Origin of the sequence: Agromyces sp. Root1464, from assembly GCF_001427265.1 — a bacterium.
In the GTDB taxonomy this organism is placed as follows: Bacteria; Actinomycetota; Actinomycetes; order Actinomycetales; family Microbacteriaceae; genus Agromyces; species Agromyces fucosus.
This window is the reverse complement of sequence record NZ_LMFU01000002.1, coordinates 1,621,457-1,638,976: the sequence shown is the minus strand read 5'-3', so window position 1 is coordinate 1,638,976 and position 17,520 is coordinate 1,621,457. Positions and strand designations below refer to the sequence as shown.

Below are 17,520 nucleotides of genomic sequence, written 5' to 3'. Positions count from 1 at the left end.
ATGCCTGACGCCGACGCCGTTCGGGCGCTGAGAGCCGCCGCACCATCCGCGCTCGCAGTGCTCGTGCGGCGGTACGGCGACTTCGCCGCGTGCGAAGACGCCATGCAGGAGGCGCTCATCGCCGCCGCCGAGCAGTGGCCGACGGGCGGGGTGCCCGACAGCCCGCGCGCATGGCTCGTGCGCGTGGCGTCGCGGCGGTACATCGACGAAGTGCGATCGGATGTCGCCCGTCGACGACGGGAGGCGCGCGCCGTCGAGCTCGAACCCGAGCCCGCGCACGTGACCGCCGTCGACGACACGCTCGCCCTGTTCCTGCTCTGCTGCCACCCGGCGCTCGACCGGCCGGCGCAGCTCGCCCTCACGCTCCGCGCCGTCGGCGGGCTCACGACCGCCGAGATCAGCCGTGCGATCCTGCTGCCTCAGCCCACCGTCGCCCAGCGCATCTCGCGGGCGAAGGCGCGCATCAGGGCGAGCGACGAGGGCTTCCGGATGCCGCGGCCGCCCGAGCTCGAGGCCAGGCTCGCGGCGCTCCGCCAGGTGCTGTACCTGATCTTCACCGAGGGGCATACGGCGAGCTCCGGCGATGATCTCGCACGCGTGGACCTCTCGGCCGAGGCCATCCGACTCGCCAGGCAGCTGCGGGAGGCCGACGCCGATGCCTCGGGTGAGACGACCGGCCTCCTCGCCCTCATGCTGCTCACCGATGCCCGCCGGGCGGCGCGGACCGACGCCGCGGGCGCGCTCGTGCCGCTCGACGAGCAGGACCGCTCCCGCTGGGACCGAGCCATGATCGGCGAGGGCGTCGCCCTCGTGACCGAGGTGCTCGACCGGGCACCGATCGGCCCGTACCAACTGCAGGCCGCGATCGCCGCCGTGCACGACGAGGCGCCCTCCACGGCCGGCACCGACTGGATCGAGATCCTCGGTCTCTACGAGCTGCTCGGCCGGCTCAGCCCCGGACCGATGGTCTCGCTCGGGCGGATCGTGGCGCTCGCCATGGTCGAGGGCCCCCAGGCGGGTCTCGCGGCGCTCGAGGCATCCGAGTCGTCGACCGACGGCGCACTCGCCGAACACCACCGCACGTGGGCGGTGCGCGGGCACCTGCTCGAGCTGTCGGGGGCGACGGATGCCGCGTCGCTCGCGTTCACCGAAGCGGCACGCCGCACGCTGAACGGCCCGGAACAGCGCTACCTCGCGGCGAAGAGCGAACGTCTACGCTGGAGCGGATGAGTCGCCCCCAACTCCGTGACGCGCGCCGCGATCAGCGCTCGCCCGCACGACCGCACACGTCGGGGCGCCAGCACCACCACGGTGCCATCGAGCGACCGCCGCGCCGCGCCGGCCTCGGTCTCGCGCTCGGCCTCGGCCTCGTGCTGTTCTTCGTCGGCATCCGGGTCTTCGCACCCGAGGCGCTCGGCGACCTGCTCTCGAACACCGTGCAGGACTTCTTCACGCTCTCGATCAGCGTCATCATCGAGAGCGTGCCGTTCGTCTTCCTCGGCATCCTGCTCTCGATCGGTGTGCAGGTCTGGCTGCCCGACGGATTCCTGCTGCGCCATCTGCCGAAGAACGCCGTCGTGCGACGAGTGACGCTCTCGCTGCTCGGCGTGCTGCTGCCGGTCTGCGAGTGCGGCAACGTGCCCCTCACGCGCGGCCTGATCCTCCGCGGACTCACGGTGGGGGAGTCGATGACCTTCCTCCTCGCCGCCCCCATCCTGAACCCGGTCACGATCATCACGACGTACCAGGCGTTCGGCTGGTCCGACGGCATCCTCGTCTCGCGCATCCTCGGCGGCTTCGTCATCGCGAACCTCATCGGCTGGATCTACAGCCGGCACCCGAGCCCCATGAGCCTGCTCACTCCGAAGTTCCAGGCAAGCTGCGCCCACGCCCACGACGAGGTGCCCGCCTCGCGCAGCCGGCGCAGCGTCGACATGTTCGCGAAGGAGACCGCGGCGATGATGCCGGCACTCTTCGTTGGATCTGCGATCGCCGGCCTCATCCAGGTGACGGTCTCCCGAGACGTGCTCCTGACGCTCGGCCAGAACCCGATCCTGTCGGTGTTCGCGCTCATGGCGCTCGCCTTCGTCGTCGCGATCTGCTCGAACGTCGACGCGTTCTTCATCCTCGCGTTCGGCTCGACGTTCATGCCGGGCGCGATCGTCGCCTTCCTCGTGTTCGGTCCGATGATCGACGTCAAGATGCTCGCGCTCATGCGCACGACGTTCACGGCCAAGACGCTCGTGCAGGTCACCGTCGTGGTGGGGCTCGCGAGCGCTGCCCTCGGGTTGGCGGTGAACACCCTTGCGTAGACGACTCATCGCGCGGTGGCAGGGCATCGTGCTCGCCCTCGTCGGCATCGTCGCCACGGTATGGCTCGCGCTGACCGATCAGCTCGGCCTGTACATCAACCCGGCCTCGTCGTGGTTCGCGATCCTCATGGCGATCATCGGTGCCGTGTTCGTGGTCGCCGCGTTCGCCTGGCCGCCGCTCGACGACGAACATGCGAGCGAGTCGGATGTCTCGACGCCGACGCCGACGCCGACGCCGACGCCGACGCCCCACGCCCGCGCGCGCGTCCGCGGTACGCGGCCCGAACCCGCGCACGAGCACGCACCGTCGGCACCGCCCGGCAGGATCCGCACGGCGCAGACCGCGTTCATCATCGTGGGCGCGACCGTGGCACTTCTCGTGCTCCCGCCAGCGACGCTGACCTCGGCCGTCGCATCCCAGCGCAGCATCAACAGCGAGGCATCGGCGATCGATCGGGACGGCGCCGCCCTCGTCGGCGGCGACACCTCGAGCTTCACCGTGAAGGACTGGGCCGTCCTCCTCCGACAGAACCCCGATGTCGACACCTACACCGGCACCCCCGTCGACGTCAGCGGGTTCGTGCTCGCATCGACCGAGGATTCCGAGAACGTCTTCTACATCACGAGGTTCGTCGTGACGCACTGCGCCATCGATGCCCAGCCGGTCGGGGTACCGGTCTACCTTCCCGGATGGGAGGAGGAGTACGACGCGGATCAGTGGGTCGAGGCATCCGGAGCGCTGACCGCGAACCCGGCCGGGTCCGCGACCGATCCGCTCGTGCTGGTGCCCGATGAACTCGATCGCATCGAGGAACCGAGTGACCCCTATGTCTTCTGACGAGTTGCTCCCCGCTGAGCCCGGTGCTGGATCCGGAGCGCGGGGCACGAGCGCATTCGCCAGGCGGCTCGCCGGCAGCATCGCGGTGCTCGCGCTGGCGGTCGGATGGCTCGCGTTCGCGAACATCGCCCAGGGACCGCGGCTGAACGACGCGCAACTCGACGTGCAGCGCACGACCGTGCTCGCAGGCCAGAAGCTGACCCTCGAGGTGAACCAGTCCGTCGCATCGCTCGATGAGGCCGGCATCGTGATCGAACCCGAGGCGGCCGTGACCGCCGAGATCGACGATCGCACGATCACGCTCACCTTCGACGCACCGCTCGCCCACGCGACCGACTACACCGTGCGCGTTCCCGGGGTCGTCGGTGCGGTGCAGCCCACGCCGGCGACGCTCGAATACGAGTTCACGACGCCGGGGACCGACCTGTACACGCTCATCCGCCGCAGCGACCGGGGCGAGCCCGACGTCGTGCAGCGCAAGCCGCTCGACGGCGGCGAACCCGAGACCGTGTTCGAAGCGCCGCGCATCCAGGAGTTCGCGCACTCCGGCGACCTGCTGCTCGCCGTGACCATCGAGGACGACGGATCGAACCTGCTCTTCGTCACCGACATGCGCCAGGGAGAGCCGCAGCAGTTCGGAATCCCCAGGGGCGCGTCGATCCGCGATCTCGCGGTCTCGACCACGAACCCGCTCGCCGCCCTGGTGCTCAGCTCGCCCGAGATCGACGGCGTGCGCGATTTCGACCGCGAGCTCATCGCGATCGACCTCTCGACGAACGGCGGCATGGAGCTGCTGCCGGTGCTCGGCCTCGACGGCGAGAAGTCGCACGTCTCGTCGTGGATGTTCGTTCCCGGCACGACCTCCGTCGTGGTGCAGGACTTCGAGCAGTCGGTCTTCGTCGTCGACGTCATCGCGAAGCAGCAGCCGTCGCCGCTCGGCGTGCACACCGAGCTGCGCGGCTTCGTGCCGGGCACGACCCAGCTCATCGTCGCCGACCCCGATCGCGGCGTGCGCTTCGACCTGGCCGACGGAAGCTCCACGACGCTCGAGCTCGCCTCGGCCGACATCGCGGATCACGTCTACCCGGGCCCGATCACGATGCTCGATGGACGCTCGCGGTACCTCATCTCGCTCGTCGCGGCGACCGTGGAGGGCGATCGCAACGTGCGCAGCTCCGTCCTCGCCGAGGTCGACGACGACGGTGAGCTGCGAGAGGTGTTCGCGCCGGCCGATGAGGCGAGCCTGATCCGCGAGTACTGCGTCTCGCCGAACGCCCAGTTCGTGGCCGTCGCCCAGTCTCCCCAGGCGGGAACGGTCGACGGGTACCGCGAGAATCCCGGCTTCACCGAGATGATGACCACGGTGGTCGAGATCGCGACCGGCCGCACGGTGATGAGCGCGGTCGGCGGCTTCTCGGAGTGGTGCAGCGACTGAACCCCGGAGCTCGGGGAGACGACTGAAGCGGCTGGAGCTCGGTACGAGCGAGGCCGGTCAGCGCACCAGCAGGCCCGCGACGTTCGCCACGAGGCTCGAGATCACCGACAGTGCGACGAGCCCGCCCGTCACGATCCACGCGGTGCGCTTGTGCTCGTGGTACCCCTCGAGCTCGCGACCCTCGCGGTCGCGCTGCGAACCGGTCAGCACGAGCAGCAGGTCGACGAGCACCCACACGCCGAGGCCGCCGAGCGTCAGGAGCTTCGCGATCGCCGTGCCGATCTTGCCGAGGTAGAAGCGGTCGGCTCCCCAGAAGCCGAGCAGCAGCGCGAACAGCCAGGTCGCGACGAAGGTGCGACCCGTGGTGCGGTACGGCTCGTACGAGAACTGCGGCCCGGGCGCCGCGGCGTACCCGGGCGGGAGCGGCGCGGTCGTCTGCTCCTGCAGGGGGGCGTAGCCCGGAGGGGCGGGCAGCGTGTAGGACGGGAACTCCGACGGCGCGGCGGGCGGCGGCGGGAACGCGCCCGGGGCGGCGATGGGATACGCAGGAGCGGCCGGAGGCGCAGCGGCTGCGGGGGGCTGCGGTGCCGGGGAGCCCATCGGCCGAGCCGTCGTCGACTCGTCGATGTCGTCGAAGGCGGGGGCCGCACCGAAAGCGGGGATCGGAGGTCCGCCGAGCGGGGTCGACGCGGTCGAGGGGGCGAACGGGGCGCCCGGTGCTGCGGGCGGCGTCAGGGCCGCGCCGGGCGAGGGCGAGGGCGCGGGCAAGGGGTTCGGCGCGGCATCCGCAGCTTTCGCGGCAGTGTGGGGAGTCCAGGCGGTGCCGTCCCAGTAGCGCAGCAGCGCGGTATCGGATTCGTCGTCGTACCAACCGGCTTCAAGCGACACGTTCGCTCCTCTCCTTCTTCTGCTGTCGAATGGCGCGCACCGAGAGCTGCACCGCGGCGATCACGACGAGGGCCGCGAACAGCCAGGTCGACACCGCCGGCGACATCAAGTGCGCGAGGGCCACGCCACCGAACGATGCCGCCGTCGCCGCGACGCCGGCGATGACGCCCGCGCGCAGGTCGACGATGCCCCCGCGGGCGTTCGTGATGGTGCCGCTGATCGCGGTGGGGATCATCACGGCGAGCGACGTGCCCTTTGCGACGAGGTCGCTCATGCCGAAGAAGAGCATGAACGCGGGCACCATGACGAGACCGCCGCCGATGCCGAAGAGACCGGATGCCACGCCGATGACGAGTCCGATCGCGACCATGCCGATGATCGTGAGCGCGTCGAGCTCGAGCTGCATCGCGGCGCGCTCGGGCACGAAGAGCAGCATGCGCACCGCGACGGCGACGAGAAGGGCGATGAACATCCAGCGCAGCCAGCCGAGCGGGAGACGACGCAGCAGTCGCGCGCCGACCCACGAGCCGATGATGCCGCCCGCGGCGACGAAGAGTGCGGGGATCAGGGCGACCTCGCCGTTGAGGAAGTAGGTGATGGCACCCACGATGGCCGTCGGCACGATCGCAGCCAGCGACGTGGCCGAGGCGCGGCGCTGGTCCATGCCGGCGAACATCACGAACAACGGAACCATGAGGATGCCGCCGCCGACGCCGAAGGCACCCGAGAGCAGGCCGCCGACCGCGCCGATGACGGCGAGACGCACCCATCCGGCGCGCCGATCGGTCTCGGCAGGAGCGGAGTCGGCGGAAGTCACCCGCCTACTGTACTGGCGCGACCGCGGCCGATACCGGCGCGACTACGCCGCGCGGTCGACCTGTGCCGTGGCCAGGGCGGGCTCGGGTGCGTGCGCGACGGGGTCGTGCCGGGCGACGACGGGCGCCGCGGCATCCGCCAAGCGTTCGGGGACCAGCTCGACCAAGCGTTCGGGGACGAGTTCGACCAGCGCCGCCGCGACGAGCCCGGCCCGCCGGACACCGCGGGCGAGCACGACGACGAGCACGCCGAGCACCGCGCCGGCCGTGTTCATCACGAGGTCGCGAGGATCGGAGATGCGCGTGGGCTCCGGCACCTGCACGAGCTCGATGACGACGGTGAACGCGAAGCCCGCGAGCATCGCGAGCACCCAGCGCCGGCGGGGGATGAGGAGCGCCGCCAGCACGCCGACCGGCAGGAAGATCGCCACGTTGAAGGCGATCTCGGAGAGGTAGCCGGTGGTCCACGTGACGGGAGCCGTCCAGGCATCGGGATTCAGGATGCCGCCCTCGAGCTGATGCCCGGCCGTGCGCCACGGCGCGGGACCGATCGTCGCCCAGAGCACCGCTGCTGCGTACGCAGCAGCGACGAGACCGAGGGGGCGGCGGTTCATGCCCCGATTCTCCACCCATTTGCTGCGAGCACTCTGACATCTCGCCGGGTTTCCTCGATGGCGATGAATTTCGGCACAAGGACTTCCAATGTCACGATTCGGTCGCGTAGCCTGTGAACCTGAACGTCACCCGATAGGGTATGTTCACTGATTCCTCCATCAAGCGGGCACTCGCCCGTGCCTCCACCCGATTGCCCGGAGGCGGACCGATCCGCGTGGCATGACCCGATACGAGACGGCGGATGCCTGAGCGCACTCCCGCCCCTCGCCCCCCGCTCCGTCGGCAACCCGCCGCGCGGGGCAGCGATCGACCGTCGATCGCATCGGGCCGCACCAGCAGCCCATAGGACAGAAGGACAGCAGTATGGCAACCGGAACCGTCAAGTGGTTCAACGCCGAAAAGGGCTTCGGCTTCATCGCTCCCGACGACGGCTCGGCCGACGTCTTCGCGCACTTCAGCGCCATCTCGGGCAACGGCTACCGTTCGCTCGAAGAGGGCCAGAAGGTCGAATTCGAGGTCGCACAGGGCCCGAAGGGTCTGCAGGCCGAGAACATCCGCGGCCTCTAGGCCGAGGCGCACCACTCGAACGCCCCCGCAGCGCAGGCTGCGGGGGCGTTCGTCATGCCCGGCGCGCGTCGTGCCGGGTCCGGGCGCGGCGCGGCCCAGTGCGCAACCCCTCGCCGCATCGGCCGAGCGTGCGTACCGTGTTGCGCATGGGTGCTGACGACGTCGAGCGGCCGGGTGCCGAAGAGTGGGTGCCGGCCGAGGGCGGACTCGACGAACTCCGGGTCGCCGCAGCATCCTGTCGCGGCTGCGAGCTCTGGCGGGACGCCACGCAGGTCGTCTTCTCGCGCGGACGCGACACCGCGTCGATGATGATCGTCGGTGAGCAACCGGGCGATCGCGAGGATGTCGAGGGCGAGCCCTTCGTCGGTCCGGCCGGACGGGTGCTCGCCGATGCCGTCGACGCTGCCGGCATCCCTCGTGATCGCGTGTACGTGACGAACGCCGTCAAGCACTTCCGGTTCGAGCGTCGCGGCAAGCGACGCATCCACGAGAAGCCGGCCGTCGCCCACATCGTCGCGTGCCATCCCTGGCTCGAGGCGGAGTTCGAGGCGGTGGACCCGGCCGTCGTCGTGGCGCTCGGCGCGACGGCCGCTCGAGCGGTGCTCGGACGAACGGTGCGCATCGGGCAGGTACGGGGCCGGGTGCTGCCGCCCGACCCCACGGCGCCGCCGTCGGCGCTCCCCGCCCCGACCGTCGTCACGACGCACCCGTCGGCGCTGCTCCGCATCGATGATGCCGCCGACCGCGAGGCGGCATTCGCACGCCTCGTCGAGGACCTCCGCACCGCGGCATCCGTGGCCTGGTGAAGTGGCTCGGCCGACGGATCTGGGCACGACTTCGAACGCATCTGGAGATTTCCCAGCGCTTGCACATGAGAAGCGACTAGGGTGGAGTCATCTGCAGTGGGGTTCTCTCCCACGTGACACGGCTGGGAAGCCGATGACCAGTCGGGACGAAGCAACATCTCTCACGCCGAAGCACTCGGTGCGATGACGGCGACGAAGCCCCGCACCGGTTCCTCCCGCAGGTCACTGATCGCGGCGTCTCGCACGCCGGGCCGTTTCGTCTCGTACCCGGGCACGAACTCCATGCGACTTGCTCGCACCACCAACTTCCGGCGGCGGACGTCGCCGTCGGAACCCTGCACGGCCTGAGGCCGTGCACGTCGCAGCCGCTTCGGCGGCTCGGCTTTACAGAAGGAAAAGAATATGGCTACCGGAACCGTCAAGTGGTTCAACGCCGACAAGGGCTTCGGCTTCATCGCTCCTGACGACGGCTCGGCCGACGTCTTCGCGCACTTCAGCGCGATCGCATCGGGCGGCTACCGCTCGCTCGAGGAGAACCAGAAGGTCGAATTCGAGACCGCCCGCGGCCCCAAGGGCCTGCAGGCTGAGAACATCACGGTCATTTCGTAAGTTCTCGCATCCCTTTCGATCGGGTGCCGGTGCGCTGAGCGCGCTGGCACCCGATCCACGAGCGGATGTCGCGGCAGCCGCCTCTTCGTGAGGCAGGCGCCGCGGCATCCGCTCTGTGCATTTCCGGGGGTTCGTGCTCTGCCGGTCGACTCGGCACTCCTGCCTCTTTCGACACCCGTCCGGAGCTTCTTCAAAGCTTGGATCCCTAGGCTCGACTCGTCGAACAACCCCGATCGATCCCGGTCGGCCCCGAAGAAGGAGCCCCCAATGCAGTGCCCCACCGACGGAACCGTGCTCGTGATGAGCGAACGCAGCGGCATCGAGATCGACTACTGCCCGACGTGTCGCGGCGTGTGGCTCGACCGGGGCGAACTCGACAAGATCGTCGAGCGCGCGGCGCGCGAGTTCTCGGCTCCCACCCAGGCCGCACCTGCTCCGCCCGCTCCGCCGACGCAGCCGCAGGCGCCGGCCTACGGCCAGCCGTCGTACCAGCAGTCCGGGTACGACAACCGCGGTGACAACCGGGGGTACGACAACCGCGGGTACGGCGACCAGGGCTACCGCAAGAAGAAGAAGGAGAGCTGGCTCTCCGAGCTCTTCGACTGATCCCGGCGGACCGACTCGTCAACCCGCTGTCGGCCGCGAACGGCCGGCATTAGCATCGCGCCATGAACGCGCTCGACGCGGAGCTCCCGGAGCTCGACTCGCTCGACGAACTCGATGCGCTCGTCGGGCGGATGCCCGGACTCCACGTGCGGTATTCCGAGGGATTCGAGCATGATCGCGACGAGGCGAGCATCGACACCGAGAGCGGACTCGAGCTGCCAGGGCTGTCGGTGAATCCGCTCGACCCGCAGCCGTGGTGGACTCGCGAGCGCGCCGACTGGCTCGCGAGGCAGCTCTGCCAGTACAAGCACCTGCGTGAGCGGAACCCCGAGCGGTTCGCCTGGGTGCTGCGCGGGCGCATCGTCGGCAGGGGCCCGGACTCGGAGCCGCTGCTCGCCGACGTCGAGCCCGTCGTGCGGCTGTCCGACGCGTTGCTCGACGAGGCGAAGGCGAGATATCGCACTCGGTTCGATGCGGGCCGGGGGCCGGAATAGGGCGCGCGGTCCGCGAGTGCTCGCGCGTGTTCGCGCCTCAATCGCGCCGGATTCGACTCGCGACAGTCTTGGCACTCGCAAGAGGAGAGTGCTAATCTGGACGTAGTTGAGTCGAAGGGGCTCAACTCCAGAATCTGCCGCTTCGGCGGCGACAGGGAGGAGAAGTCATGGCCATGATGTGGGACCCGTTCCGTGAGCTCGACCGCCTCGCTGCGGACATGCTCGATTCGCGACAGGGGCCGCGGGTGATGCCGATCGACCTGCACCGCGATGGCGACCACTACGTGCTCGCCGCAGACCTGCCGGGCGTCGACCCCGGCTCGGTCGACGTGGACGTCGACGGTCAGCTGCTCACGATCCGCGCCGAGCGCACGCTGCGCGCCAACGGCGAGGTCAAGTGGCTCGCGCACGAGCGACCGAGCGGTTCGTTCCTTCGCCAGATCACCCTCGGCGAGGGCATCGACACCGCCGGCATCAGCGCGCACTACGACAACGGCGTGCTGAGCGTGATCATCCCGATGAGCGAGCGCGCGAAGCCCCGCAAGGTCGAGGTGATGAGCTCGCCGAACTCCGAGCAGCAACAGGTGACCGCGGGCTCGTCGAGCTGACGCTCGCGAGGAGCCGACACGGCACCACGGGAGGCCCGCTCGCCGAATGGCGGGCGGGCCTCCGTCGTGCGCGCGCCGGATTCACGCCGTCCGGCGGATCGGTCGGTCGGCCGTGAGCGCGCCGGCCGTGGGCACGTCGGCCGTGAGCATGTCGGCGAAGAGATCGAGGTAGTCGCGGGCCATCCGGGCGTCGGTGAAGCGGGCCTGCGCCCGCGCCCGGCACACCGTCCGGTCGAGCGCGGCGGCGTCGACGAGTGCGGACGCGAGTTCGTCGATCCCGGATCGGACGAAGCCGGTCGCGCCGTCGTCGACGAGTTCGGGAACCGAGCCGCGCGGCGTCGCCACCACGGGAGTGCCGGTGGCCAGCGATTCGATCATCACGAGGCCGAAGGGCTCGTCCCATTGGATCGGGTTGACGAGCGCGCACGACTCGCCCATGAGCGCGCACGTCTCGGCGGTCGACAGCTCGCCGATGTACTCCGCGTTCCGGCCGAGCAGTGGGCGCACGGCCTCGGCGAAGTACGCCTGCTCGGCCGGCTCCCGCATCTTCGCGGCGATGCGGAGCGGAATGCCGGCGCGCTCCGCCACGCGGATCGCCTCGACGACGCCCTTCGTGGGGTTCATCCGGCCGACGAAGCAGGCGCTGCTGCCGCCCGGCCCCATCGGCACGTCGGTGACGCGGATGCCGTGGTGGATGACGCGCGCGATGCGCACCGAGCCGGCGGTCGAGGCGTGGTGGTGGGAGATGGCGACGAACGCCATGTCGGGCGACGCGGCGCCGTACAGCTCCTGCACGAGCGGGATGAACGGTCCGTGCGCGATCGTGACGACCGGTGCCATGGCGGCCGTGCGGGCCAGGATCGGGCCCGCGAGCGTGTTGTCGACGATGACGTCGACGTCGTCCAACTGCGCGTAGGCGCGAATGAGGTGCCGCATCTCGTGCGTCGTGAGGCCCATCGTGTCGGAGCCCGAGGGAGGGAAGCCGGGCAGGCGCTCGACCGGCGAGGTGCTGTCACCGGATGCCGCGAGCACGACGTCGTGGCCGGTGCGAACGATCGCCCGGGCCAGTGTGTCGATGAACGACTCGATGCCGCCGTACGCCGGTGGCGGCACGGGGATCCACGGTGGGGCGATGATGCCGATTCGCATGGGACACCTCCAGTTCAGGCGCGGGAGGGACCGCGCGGGGCCGTATGCAGGGTGATGTGGTCGGGCAGCCCCGTCACCGAGGTGTCGTCGCCGCCGAAATCGAGGGACACCCGTGTACCGGCGAACGGCACGTTCACGAGGTGGACGTCGCCGAACTCGGGCGGGATCGCCGGAGCGAGCCAGAGCTCGCCCGTGGGCACGGAGGGATCGAGCCGCAGCATGCTGCGCAGCAGGAGGAACGGCGCGGCGGCGGCCCACGCCTGCGGCGAGCACGACGCCGGGTAGACGACGGGCTCCGCGTACTGCCCGCGATCGAACCCGCAGAAGAGCTCGGGCAGTCGGCCGCCGAAGTGGGTCGCCGCGTCGAGCAGCCCGACGATGACGCGGTGCGCCTCCTCGACGAAGCCGTAGCGCATGAGGCCGGCGGCGACGATCGCGCTGTCGTGCGGCCAGACCGAGCCGTTGTGATAGCTCGCGGGGTTGTAGGCGCCCATGTCGGAGGCGAGCGTGCGCACGCCCCAGCCGGTGAACATCGTGTCCGACAGCAGCAGCTCGGCCACCGCCGCGGCCTTGTCGTCGTCGACGATGCCGCTCCACAGGCAGTGGCCCATGTTCGAGGTGCAGGCGTCGACCGGTCGCTTGTCGCGGTCGAGCGCGACGGCGAAGCACCGGCGTTCCGGGATCCAGAACCGCTCGTTGAAGCGCGCCTTCAGCTCGGTGGCCTTCGCGTTCCACCGGTCGCTGCCGGCGTCGTCGCCACGCGCTGCGGCGATCGTCGCCCGGGCGCGGTAAGCGGCGTACACGTAGCCCTGCACCTCGCAGAGCGCGATCGGCGCCGTCGCGAGGGTGCCGTCGGCGAAGTTGATGCCGTCCCACGAGTCCTTCCAGCCCTGGTTGATCAGGCCGAAGTCGTTGAGCCGTGCGTACTCGACGAATCCGTCGCCGTCGCGATCGCCGTCACGTTCGATCCACTCGAGGGCACGGTCGGCCGCCGCGATGAGTTCTTCGGTGTCGTCGTCGTCGGGCAGTGCGCCCCAGGCCGCGAGCTCGCCGAGCAGGAAGACGAACAGCGGCGTGGCGTCGATCGAGCCGTAGTAGACCGATTCGCCGCCGAGGGCGAGGTTCGTGGTGGCGCCGAGGCGCACCTCGTGCAGGATCCGGCCGGGTTGCTCCTCGGACGCCGGGTCGGACTTCGAGCCCTGGAGCTCTGCGAGGGTCTGCAGCGTGCCGACGGCGAGCGTCGGGTCGAGGCCGAGCGTCATGTACGAGGCGAGCAGCGAGTCGCGCCCGAACAGCGCCATGAACCACGGCACGCCGGCGGCGACCACCGCCCGCTCGGGATGACGGGGATCGAAGATCCGGAGGGAACCGAGGTCTCGTTGACTCTGCAGCATGATGCGCTCGACGTCGTCGTCGCCGAACGTCGGCACCCACATCGACGACTGCCACTGGGTGAGCCGGCGGGCCGGACTCGACTCGTGCAGGGGAGCCCCGACGGGGTCGAGTTCGACCTCTTCTCCGTGGAGCGTCGGCGTGATCGTGATGCGCTGGGTCCAGGATCCGTGCGGAGGCAGGCCGACCTCGAACACGAGTCGAGGGGCGTCGACGGATGCCTCGGCGGCGGTGACGACCACCCCGAGTCGATCGGGTGCGTTCGCCGACTCGGCGCGCAGCCGGCCGTCCGGGCCGGCGGCGAGCGGGTGGGCGGCGCCGCCGGCCCGTTCCTCCTTCACCTCGAAGATGTCGGCGAAGTCGGCCTCGAGGGCGAGTTCCACCCGGCAGGTCATCGGCACGCGCGAGTAGTTGCGGATGGTGATCTCCTCGCGGAGCCCGCAGTCGATCCGGCGGTCGCGCTCGACGGTGAGCGGGGTGTCGGCTCGACCGGGGAGGTGCCCGGCGCGTCCGACGACGAGCGCCCGGAAGGGCTCGGGCGTCATCGCCGAGAGGGGTTCGATGGGAGCGCCGTCGATGAGGAGAGTCGAGCGCGACACGAGCCGGGTGTCGCGGAAGAACATCCCATGCGGGAGTTCGGGAACGATGTCGCCGTTCGCGTGCGAGACGCAGAACGACGAGCCCTCGACGATCGTGATGGCGCCGGCTCCCGCCGGCTGAGCAAGCGTGTCCGTGTTCCAGCCCGTCATGAGACCGCCCTTCGGGTGAGCGACTGACCGGCGCCATGCTCGCAACGGCGCCGGTCGCATGGATTCTCACCGTACGCACGGACGGACCCGGCCACGAGGGGATTGACAGCGGCGCCGTGATGCGTGAGCGCGCGACGGCGGAGCGCGGTCGAGGACCACGCTCCGCCGCTCCGTCCGGCGGATCAGCCCGTCAGTTGCTCAGGCGAGCGCCTCGATCACCTGCTGCGCCACCGATGCGCTCGACTGCGGGTTCTGCCCGCTGACCAGGTTGCCGTCGACGACCACGTGATCGCTCCAGGGCGCGGCCGAGTCGATGACGAGGCCCGCATCGCGCAGCGCGGACTCGACCCACCAAGGCGTGTTCTCGCCGGTGCCGCCGGTTCGCTCCTCCTCGTCGGTGAAGACCGTGAGGCGCCGGCCCGCGAACGCGTTCGAGCCGTCGGCGCGCTTCGCCGAGAGCAGGGCGGCGGGCCCGTGGCAGAACGGGGCGATGATGGTGCCCGCGTCGTTCGCAGCGACGAGCACGCGGCCGACGTTCGCGTCGAACGCGAGGTCGGTCATGGGGCCATGGCCGCCGGGCAGCACGATCGCGGCGTAGTCGGACGCATCGACGTCGGCGACGGGAATCGCCGCCGCGAGGTCTGCGGCGATGGCGTCGAGGTAGGCCGAGAGTTCGGCGGCCTGGGCCTCGCCGCCGGTCTGCGCGGGGTCGAGGCTGCCGGCGTCGACCGGTGGGGTGACGCCGCCCGGCGTGGCGATCGTGACCTCGTGGCCGGCGGCCACGAGGTCGCGATGGGCGGTCACGAGCTCTTCGGCCCAGAATCCGGTCGGATACTGCGTGCCGTCCTTCATCGTGAGCGAATTCGCGCCGGTGACGATCATGAGGATGCTGCTCATCGGGGGTTCCCTTTCGGTGCTGGTGCTGGTGCTGGTGCTGGTGCTTGTATTGGTGTTTGGTGCCGCGCCTCAGGCGGCGTGGAACTCGGCGGGGTGCGGGCCCGTGCGGCCGTCGCGCTCGAGCATGTCGATCACCGCGAGTTCGTCGGCCGCCAGCTCGAAGCCGAAGACGTCGAGGTTCTCGGCGATGCGGCTCGGCGTCACGGACTTCGGGATCACGACGCGCCCCTGCTGCAGATGCCAGCGCAGCACGACCTGCGCGGGCGTCACCCCGTGACGTGCGGCGACGTCGACGACGGATGCCTCGCCGAGCACGGCGCCCTGCGCGAGCGGGCTCCAGGCCTCGGTGACGATGCCGTGCCGCTCGTTCGCCGCGACCGTTGCCCGGTTCTGGAGTGCGGGATGCAGCTCGACCTGGTTCACCGCGGGCACGACGGTGCTCGAGGCGAGGAGGCGGTCGAGGTGCTCGGGTTCGAAGTTCGAGACGCCGATCGCCCGCACACGTCCGTCGGCGTAGAGCCGCTCGAGTGCTCGCCAGGTGTCGAGGTAGAGCCCGCGCTCCGGCGTCGGCCAGTGGATCAGCGAGAGGTCGAGCTGCTCGAGCCCGAGCTTCGCGAGGCTGTCGTCGAACGCGCGCAGCGCCCGGTCGTAGCCCTGGTCGGAGTTCCAGATCTTCGTCGTGATGAAGAGGTCGTCACGGGCGATGCCGGCATCGGCGATGGCCCGGCCGACGCCCGCCTCGTTGCCGTAGATCGCGGCAGTGTCGATGCTGCGGTATCCGGCGTCGAGCGCGGTGGCGACCGCGGACGTCGTCTCGTCGTCGGGCACCTGGTAGACGCCGAAGCCGAGCTGCGGCATCCGCACGCCGTTGTTGAGGGTGATGGCGGGCACGGCGGTGGTGAGGTCGGTCATGGTCTCGCTTTCGGTGTTCGGAGAGTGGGGGTTCAGGCCGCGGTTGCCGCGGTGGATCCGGTGTCGAGGAGCACGGGGCCCGAGGCATCCGCTCGGGGGAGTCGCCGCGCGGTCACGGCGGCGACGACCATGACGGCGAGCGCCACGGCGGTGATGATCGCGCCCACCCAGATGGGCGAGGTGTAGCCGAGGCCTGCGGCGATCGTGAGTCCGCCGGTCCAGGCGCCGAGCGCGTTGCCGAGGTTGAAGGCGGCGATGTTCGCCCCCGATGCGAGCGTCGGAGCGCCCTCGGCGAAGCGCATCACGCGGCTCTGCAGGGCGGGCACCGTGCCGAAACCGAAGCCGCCCATCGCGGTCAGGAGCACCACCGTGGCGACGGGGTTCGGAGCGAGCCAGGCGAAGAGCACGAGCACGACGAGCAGCGCCGAGATGAAGCCCAGCAGGGTGCCGTCGATCGAGCGATCGGCGAGGCGTCCGCCGATCCAGTTGCCGACGACGAGGCCGGCACCGAAGAGCACGAGGAGCCACGGCACGGCGCTCGAGGCGAATCCGCTCACCTCGGTGAGCGTGTACGCGATGTAGGTGAACGCGCCGAACATGCCGCCGAAACCGAGCACGGTCACGGCGAGCGAGAGCCACACTTGACCCGAGCGGAACGCCGTGAGTTCACGGCGGAGGCTCGGTGCCGGGCCGTCGGTGCGGAGGTTCGGCACGAGCGTCGCGATGCCGATGAGCGCGATCACGCCGATGGCCGAGATCGCCCAGAAGGTCGATCGCCAGCCGAACTCCTGGCCGAGGAACGTGCCGAACGGCACGCCGAGCACGTTGGCCGCGGTGAGGCCGGTGAACATGATCGCGATCGCGCCGGCCGCCTTCTCGGGGGCGACGAGGCCTGCGGCGACCACCGAACCGATGCCGAAGAAGGCGCCGTGGCAGAGCGCCGCGATGACGCGGCCGGTCATCATGAGTTCGTAGGTGGGCGCCATGGCCGAGATCGCGTTGCCCGCGATGAAGAGCACGAGGAGGCCCGCGAGCACCGGCTTGCGGGGGAGGCGGGTCGTGGCGGCCGTCAGGCCGAGGGCGCCGACCACGACCGCGAGCGCGTAGCCCGAGATCAGCCAGCCGGCGGCGGCCTCGGTGACGCCGAAGTCGGCTGCGACCTCGGGCAGCAGGCCCATGATCACGAACTCGGTGAGCCCGATGCCGAAGCCCCCGATGGCGAGGGCGATGAGACCGAGGGGCATTGGTAGTTCTCCTGTTAGACTCGGACGAATAGTTGCAGACGCGCTCTATTGCGCGGCAAGGATTAATACTTGCATGCGCAATTAGAAAGCGCAAGCAACTATCTGAGTCGAGGAGGAGACATGGGCATCGCCGACGACGCCGTCGAGGTGCGCGCGCAGGGCTGGCGCACGCTCGCCGCACTGCACGGACTCATCGAGGCCGAGCTCGAGCGGGCGCTCGCGGCATCCGTCGACCTCTCCGTCGTGGAGTACACAGTGCTCGACGCACTCAATCGCCAAGACGGCTGGCACATGCGCATGCAGCAGCTCGCCCGCGCCGCGGCGCTCAGCCCGAGCGCGACGACGCGGCTCGTGAACCGCCTCGAAGACCGGGCGCTGCTCACGCGCATCCTCTGCGCCGACGACCGGCGCGGCATCTACACCGAGCTCACTGCTGCGGGCCGAGCGCTCTACGAGCAGGCGCGGCCGATCCACGACGAGACGCTCGAGCGGGTGCTCGCCGAAGCGGGGGAGCAGCCCGAGCTCTCACCTGTCGTGGAGGCGCTGCACGGCGTGGCGCTGCCGGCTGTGCACTCCTGAGCTGA

20 protein-coding genes are annotated in these 17,520 nt (G+C 70.3%); 11 read left to right on the top strand and 9 right to left on the bottom strand.

Annotated elements, in window-relative coordinates; all coding sequences use genetic code 11:
- The 4 genes from ASD23_RS13215 to ASD23_RS13200 are packed head-to-tail and all read left to right on the top strand — an operon-like array spanning nt 1 to nt 4,585.
- A complete protein-coding gene (locus ASD23_RS13215) occupies nt 1-1,230 on the top strand; it encodes an RNA polymerase sigma factor (protein ID WP_056011352.1) in 1,230 nt (409 codons plus the stop codon).
- Nucleotides 1,227-2,312: a permease gene (locus ASD23_RS13210; RefSeq protein ID WP_082571429.1), complete on the top strand. Its 1,086-nt coding sequence runs from the start codon at nt 1,227-1,229 to the stop codon at nt 2,310-2,312. Before ASD23_RS13215 ends, ASD23_RS13210 begins: the two co-directional genes overlap by 4 nt.
- Nucleotides 2,305-3,150 carry a TIGR03943 family putative permease subunit gene (locus ASD23_RS13205; RefSeq protein WP_082571428.1) on the top strand — a complete coding sequence of 282 codons (846 nt, stop codon included), beginning with the start codon at nt 2,305-2,307 and terminating at the stop codon, nt 3,148-3,150. The genes ASD23_RS13210 and ASD23_RS13205 overlap by 8 nt, the downstream gene beginning before the upstream one ends.
- Complete coding sequence (locus ASD23_RS13200; protein WP_129232016.1) at nt 3,140-4,585, top strand: Ig-like domain-containing protein; 1,446 nt, start codon at nt 3,140-3,142, stop codon at nt 4,583-4,585. Before ASD23_RS13205 ends, ASD23_RS13200 begins: the two co-directional genes overlap by 11 nt.
- A gap of 57 nt (nt 4,586-4,642) precedes the next feature.
- Here the strand turns inward: ASD23_RS13200 and ASD23_RS18630 are convergent, their stop codons facing one another.
- The 3 genes from ASD23_RS18630 to ASD23_RS13185 are packed head-to-tail and all read right to left on the bottom strand — an operon-like array spanning nt 4,643 to nt 6,902.
- Nucleotides 4,643-5,473 (bottom strand): NINE protein, encoded by an 831-nt coding sequence (locus tag ASD23_RS18630; protein WP_082571427.1) that lies wholly within the window; start codon nt 5,471-5,473, stop codon nt 4,643-4,645.
- Nucleotides 5,463-6,290, bottom strand: coding sequence for a sulfite exporter TauE/SafE family protein (locus tag ASD23_RS13190; protein WP_082571426.1), 828 nt, complete (start codon nt 6,288-6,290; stop codon nt 5,463-5,465). Before ASD23_RS13190 ends, ASD23_RS18630 begins: the two co-directional genes overlap by 11 nt.
- A gap of 42 nt (nt 6,291-6,332) precedes the next feature.
- Nucleotides 6,333-6,902, bottom strand: coding sequence for a VanZ family protein (locus ASD23_RS13185; RefSeq protein WP_056011341.1), 570 nt, complete (start codon nt 6,900-6,902; stop codon nt 6,333-6,335).
- Nucleotides 6,903-7,266: 364 nt separating this feature from the next.
- Here ASD23_RS13185 and ASD23_RS13180 point away from each other — a divergent pair, with 364 nt between their 5' ends.
- Together ASD23_RS13180 and ASD23_RS13175 are read left to right on the top strand one after the other, a co-directional pair.
- Nucleotides 7,267-7,470: a cold-shock protein gene (locus ASD23_RS13180; RefSeq protein ID WP_022893782.1), complete on the top strand. Its 204-nt coding sequence runs from the start codon at nt 7,267-7,269 to the stop codon at nt 7,468-7,470.
- Nucleotides 7,471-7,616: 146 nt separating this feature from the next.
- Entirely contained in the window at nt 7,617-8,276 is a 660-nt protein-coding gene (locus ASD23_RS13175) for a UdgX family uracil-DNA binding protein (protein ID WP_056011337.1), read from the top strand.
- Between the two features lie 161 nt (nt 8,277-8,437).
- Here the strand turns inward: ASD23_RS13175 and ASD23_RS19400 are convergent, their stop codons facing one another.
- Nucleotides 8,438-8,560, bottom strand: a complete 123-nt coding sequence (locus ASD23_RS19400) for a hypothetical protein (RefSeq protein WP_268753222.1) — start codon at nt 8,558-8,560, stop codon at nt 8,438-8,440.
- Between the two features lie 118 nt (nt 8,561-8,678).
- Between ASD23_RS19400 and ASD23_RS13170 the strand changes: the two genes are divergently transcribed.
- The 4 genes from ASD23_RS13170 to ASD23_RS13155 all read left to right on the top strand — a co-directional run bounded on the left by ASD23_RS13170 (nt 8,679) and on the right by ASD23_RS13155 (nt 10,593).
- Nucleotides 8,679-8,885: a cold-shock protein gene (locus tag ASD23_RS13170; protein WP_022893778.1), complete on the top strand. Its 207-nt coding sequence runs from the start codon at nt 8,679-8,681 to the stop codon at nt 8,883-8,885.
- A 267-nt stretch (nt 8,886-9,152) separates the two neighbouring features.
- The gene (locus ASD23_RS13165; protein ID WP_056011334.1) at nt 9,153-9,491 is read left to right on the top strand and encodes a TFIIB-type zinc ribbon-containing protein; all 339 of its coding nucleotides are present in this window, start codon (nt 9,153-9,155) and stop codon (nt 9,489-9,491) included.
- Between the two features lie 62 nt (nt 9,492-9,553).
- Entirely contained in the window at nt 9,554-9,985 is a 432-nt protein-coding gene (locus ASD23_RS13160) for a DUF6098 family protein (protein WP_056011331.1), read from the top strand.
- A gap of 167 nt (nt 9,986-10,152) precedes the next feature.
- Nucleotides 10,153-10,593 (top strand): Hsp20/alpha crystallin family protein, encoded by a 441-nt coding sequence (locus ASD23_RS13155; protein ID WP_056011328.1) that lies wholly within the window; start codon nt 10,153-10,155, stop codon nt 10,591-10,593.
- 81 nt (nt 10,594-10,674) lie between these two features.
- On the opposite strand, the gene ASD23_RS13150 is transcribed toward ASD23_RS13155, so the two are convergent.
- The 5 genes from ASD23_RS13150 to ASD23_RS13130 all read right to left on the bottom strand — a co-directional run bounded on the left by ASD23_RS13150 (nt 10,675) and on the right by ASD23_RS13130 (nt 16,936).
- Nucleotides 10,675-11,742, bottom strand: coding sequence for a glycosyltransferase (locus ASD23_RS13150; RefSeq protein ID WP_056011325.1), 1,068 nt, complete (start codon nt 11,740-11,742; stop codon nt 10,675-10,677).
- 14 nt (nt 11,743-11,756) lie between these two features.
- The gene (locus ASD23_RS13145; protein WP_056011322.1) at nt 11,757-13,883 is read right to left on the bottom strand and encodes an amylo-alpha-1,6-glucosidase; all 2,127 of its coding nucleotides are present in this window, start codon (nt 13,881-13,883) and stop codon (nt 11,757-11,759) included.
- A 198-nt stretch (nt 13,884-14,081) separates the two neighbouring features.
- Nucleotides 14,082-14,780, bottom strand: coding sequence for a type 1 glutamine amidotransferase domain-containing protein (locus tag ASD23_RS13140; RefSeq protein ID WP_056011319.1), 699 nt, complete (start codon nt 14,778-14,780; stop codon nt 14,082-14,084).
- Between the two features lie 69 nt (nt 14,781-14,849).
- Nucleotides 14,850-15,692: an aldo/keto reductase gene (locus ASD23_RS13135; RefSeq protein ID WP_056011316.1), complete on the bottom strand. Its 843-nt coding sequence runs from the start codon at nt 15,690-15,692 to the stop codon at nt 14,850-14,852.
- A 32-nt stretch (nt 15,693-15,724) separates the two neighbouring features.
- Complete coding sequence (locus ASD23_RS13130; RefSeq protein ID WP_056011313.1) at nt 15,725-16,936, bottom strand: MFS transporter; 1,212 nt, start codon at nt 16,934-16,936, stop codon at nt 15,725-15,727.
- Nucleotides 16,937-17,056: 120 nt separating this feature from the next.
- Between ASD23_RS13130 and ASD23_RS13125 the strand changes: the two genes are divergently transcribed.
- On the top strand, nt 17,057-17,515 hold the full coding sequence (locus ASD23_RS13125; protein WP_056011310.1) for a MarR family winged helix-turn-helix transcriptional regulator: 459 nt from the start codon (nt 17,057-17,059) through the stop codon (nt 17,513-17,515).
- Nucleotides 17,516-17,520 lie beyond the last annotated feature (5 nt).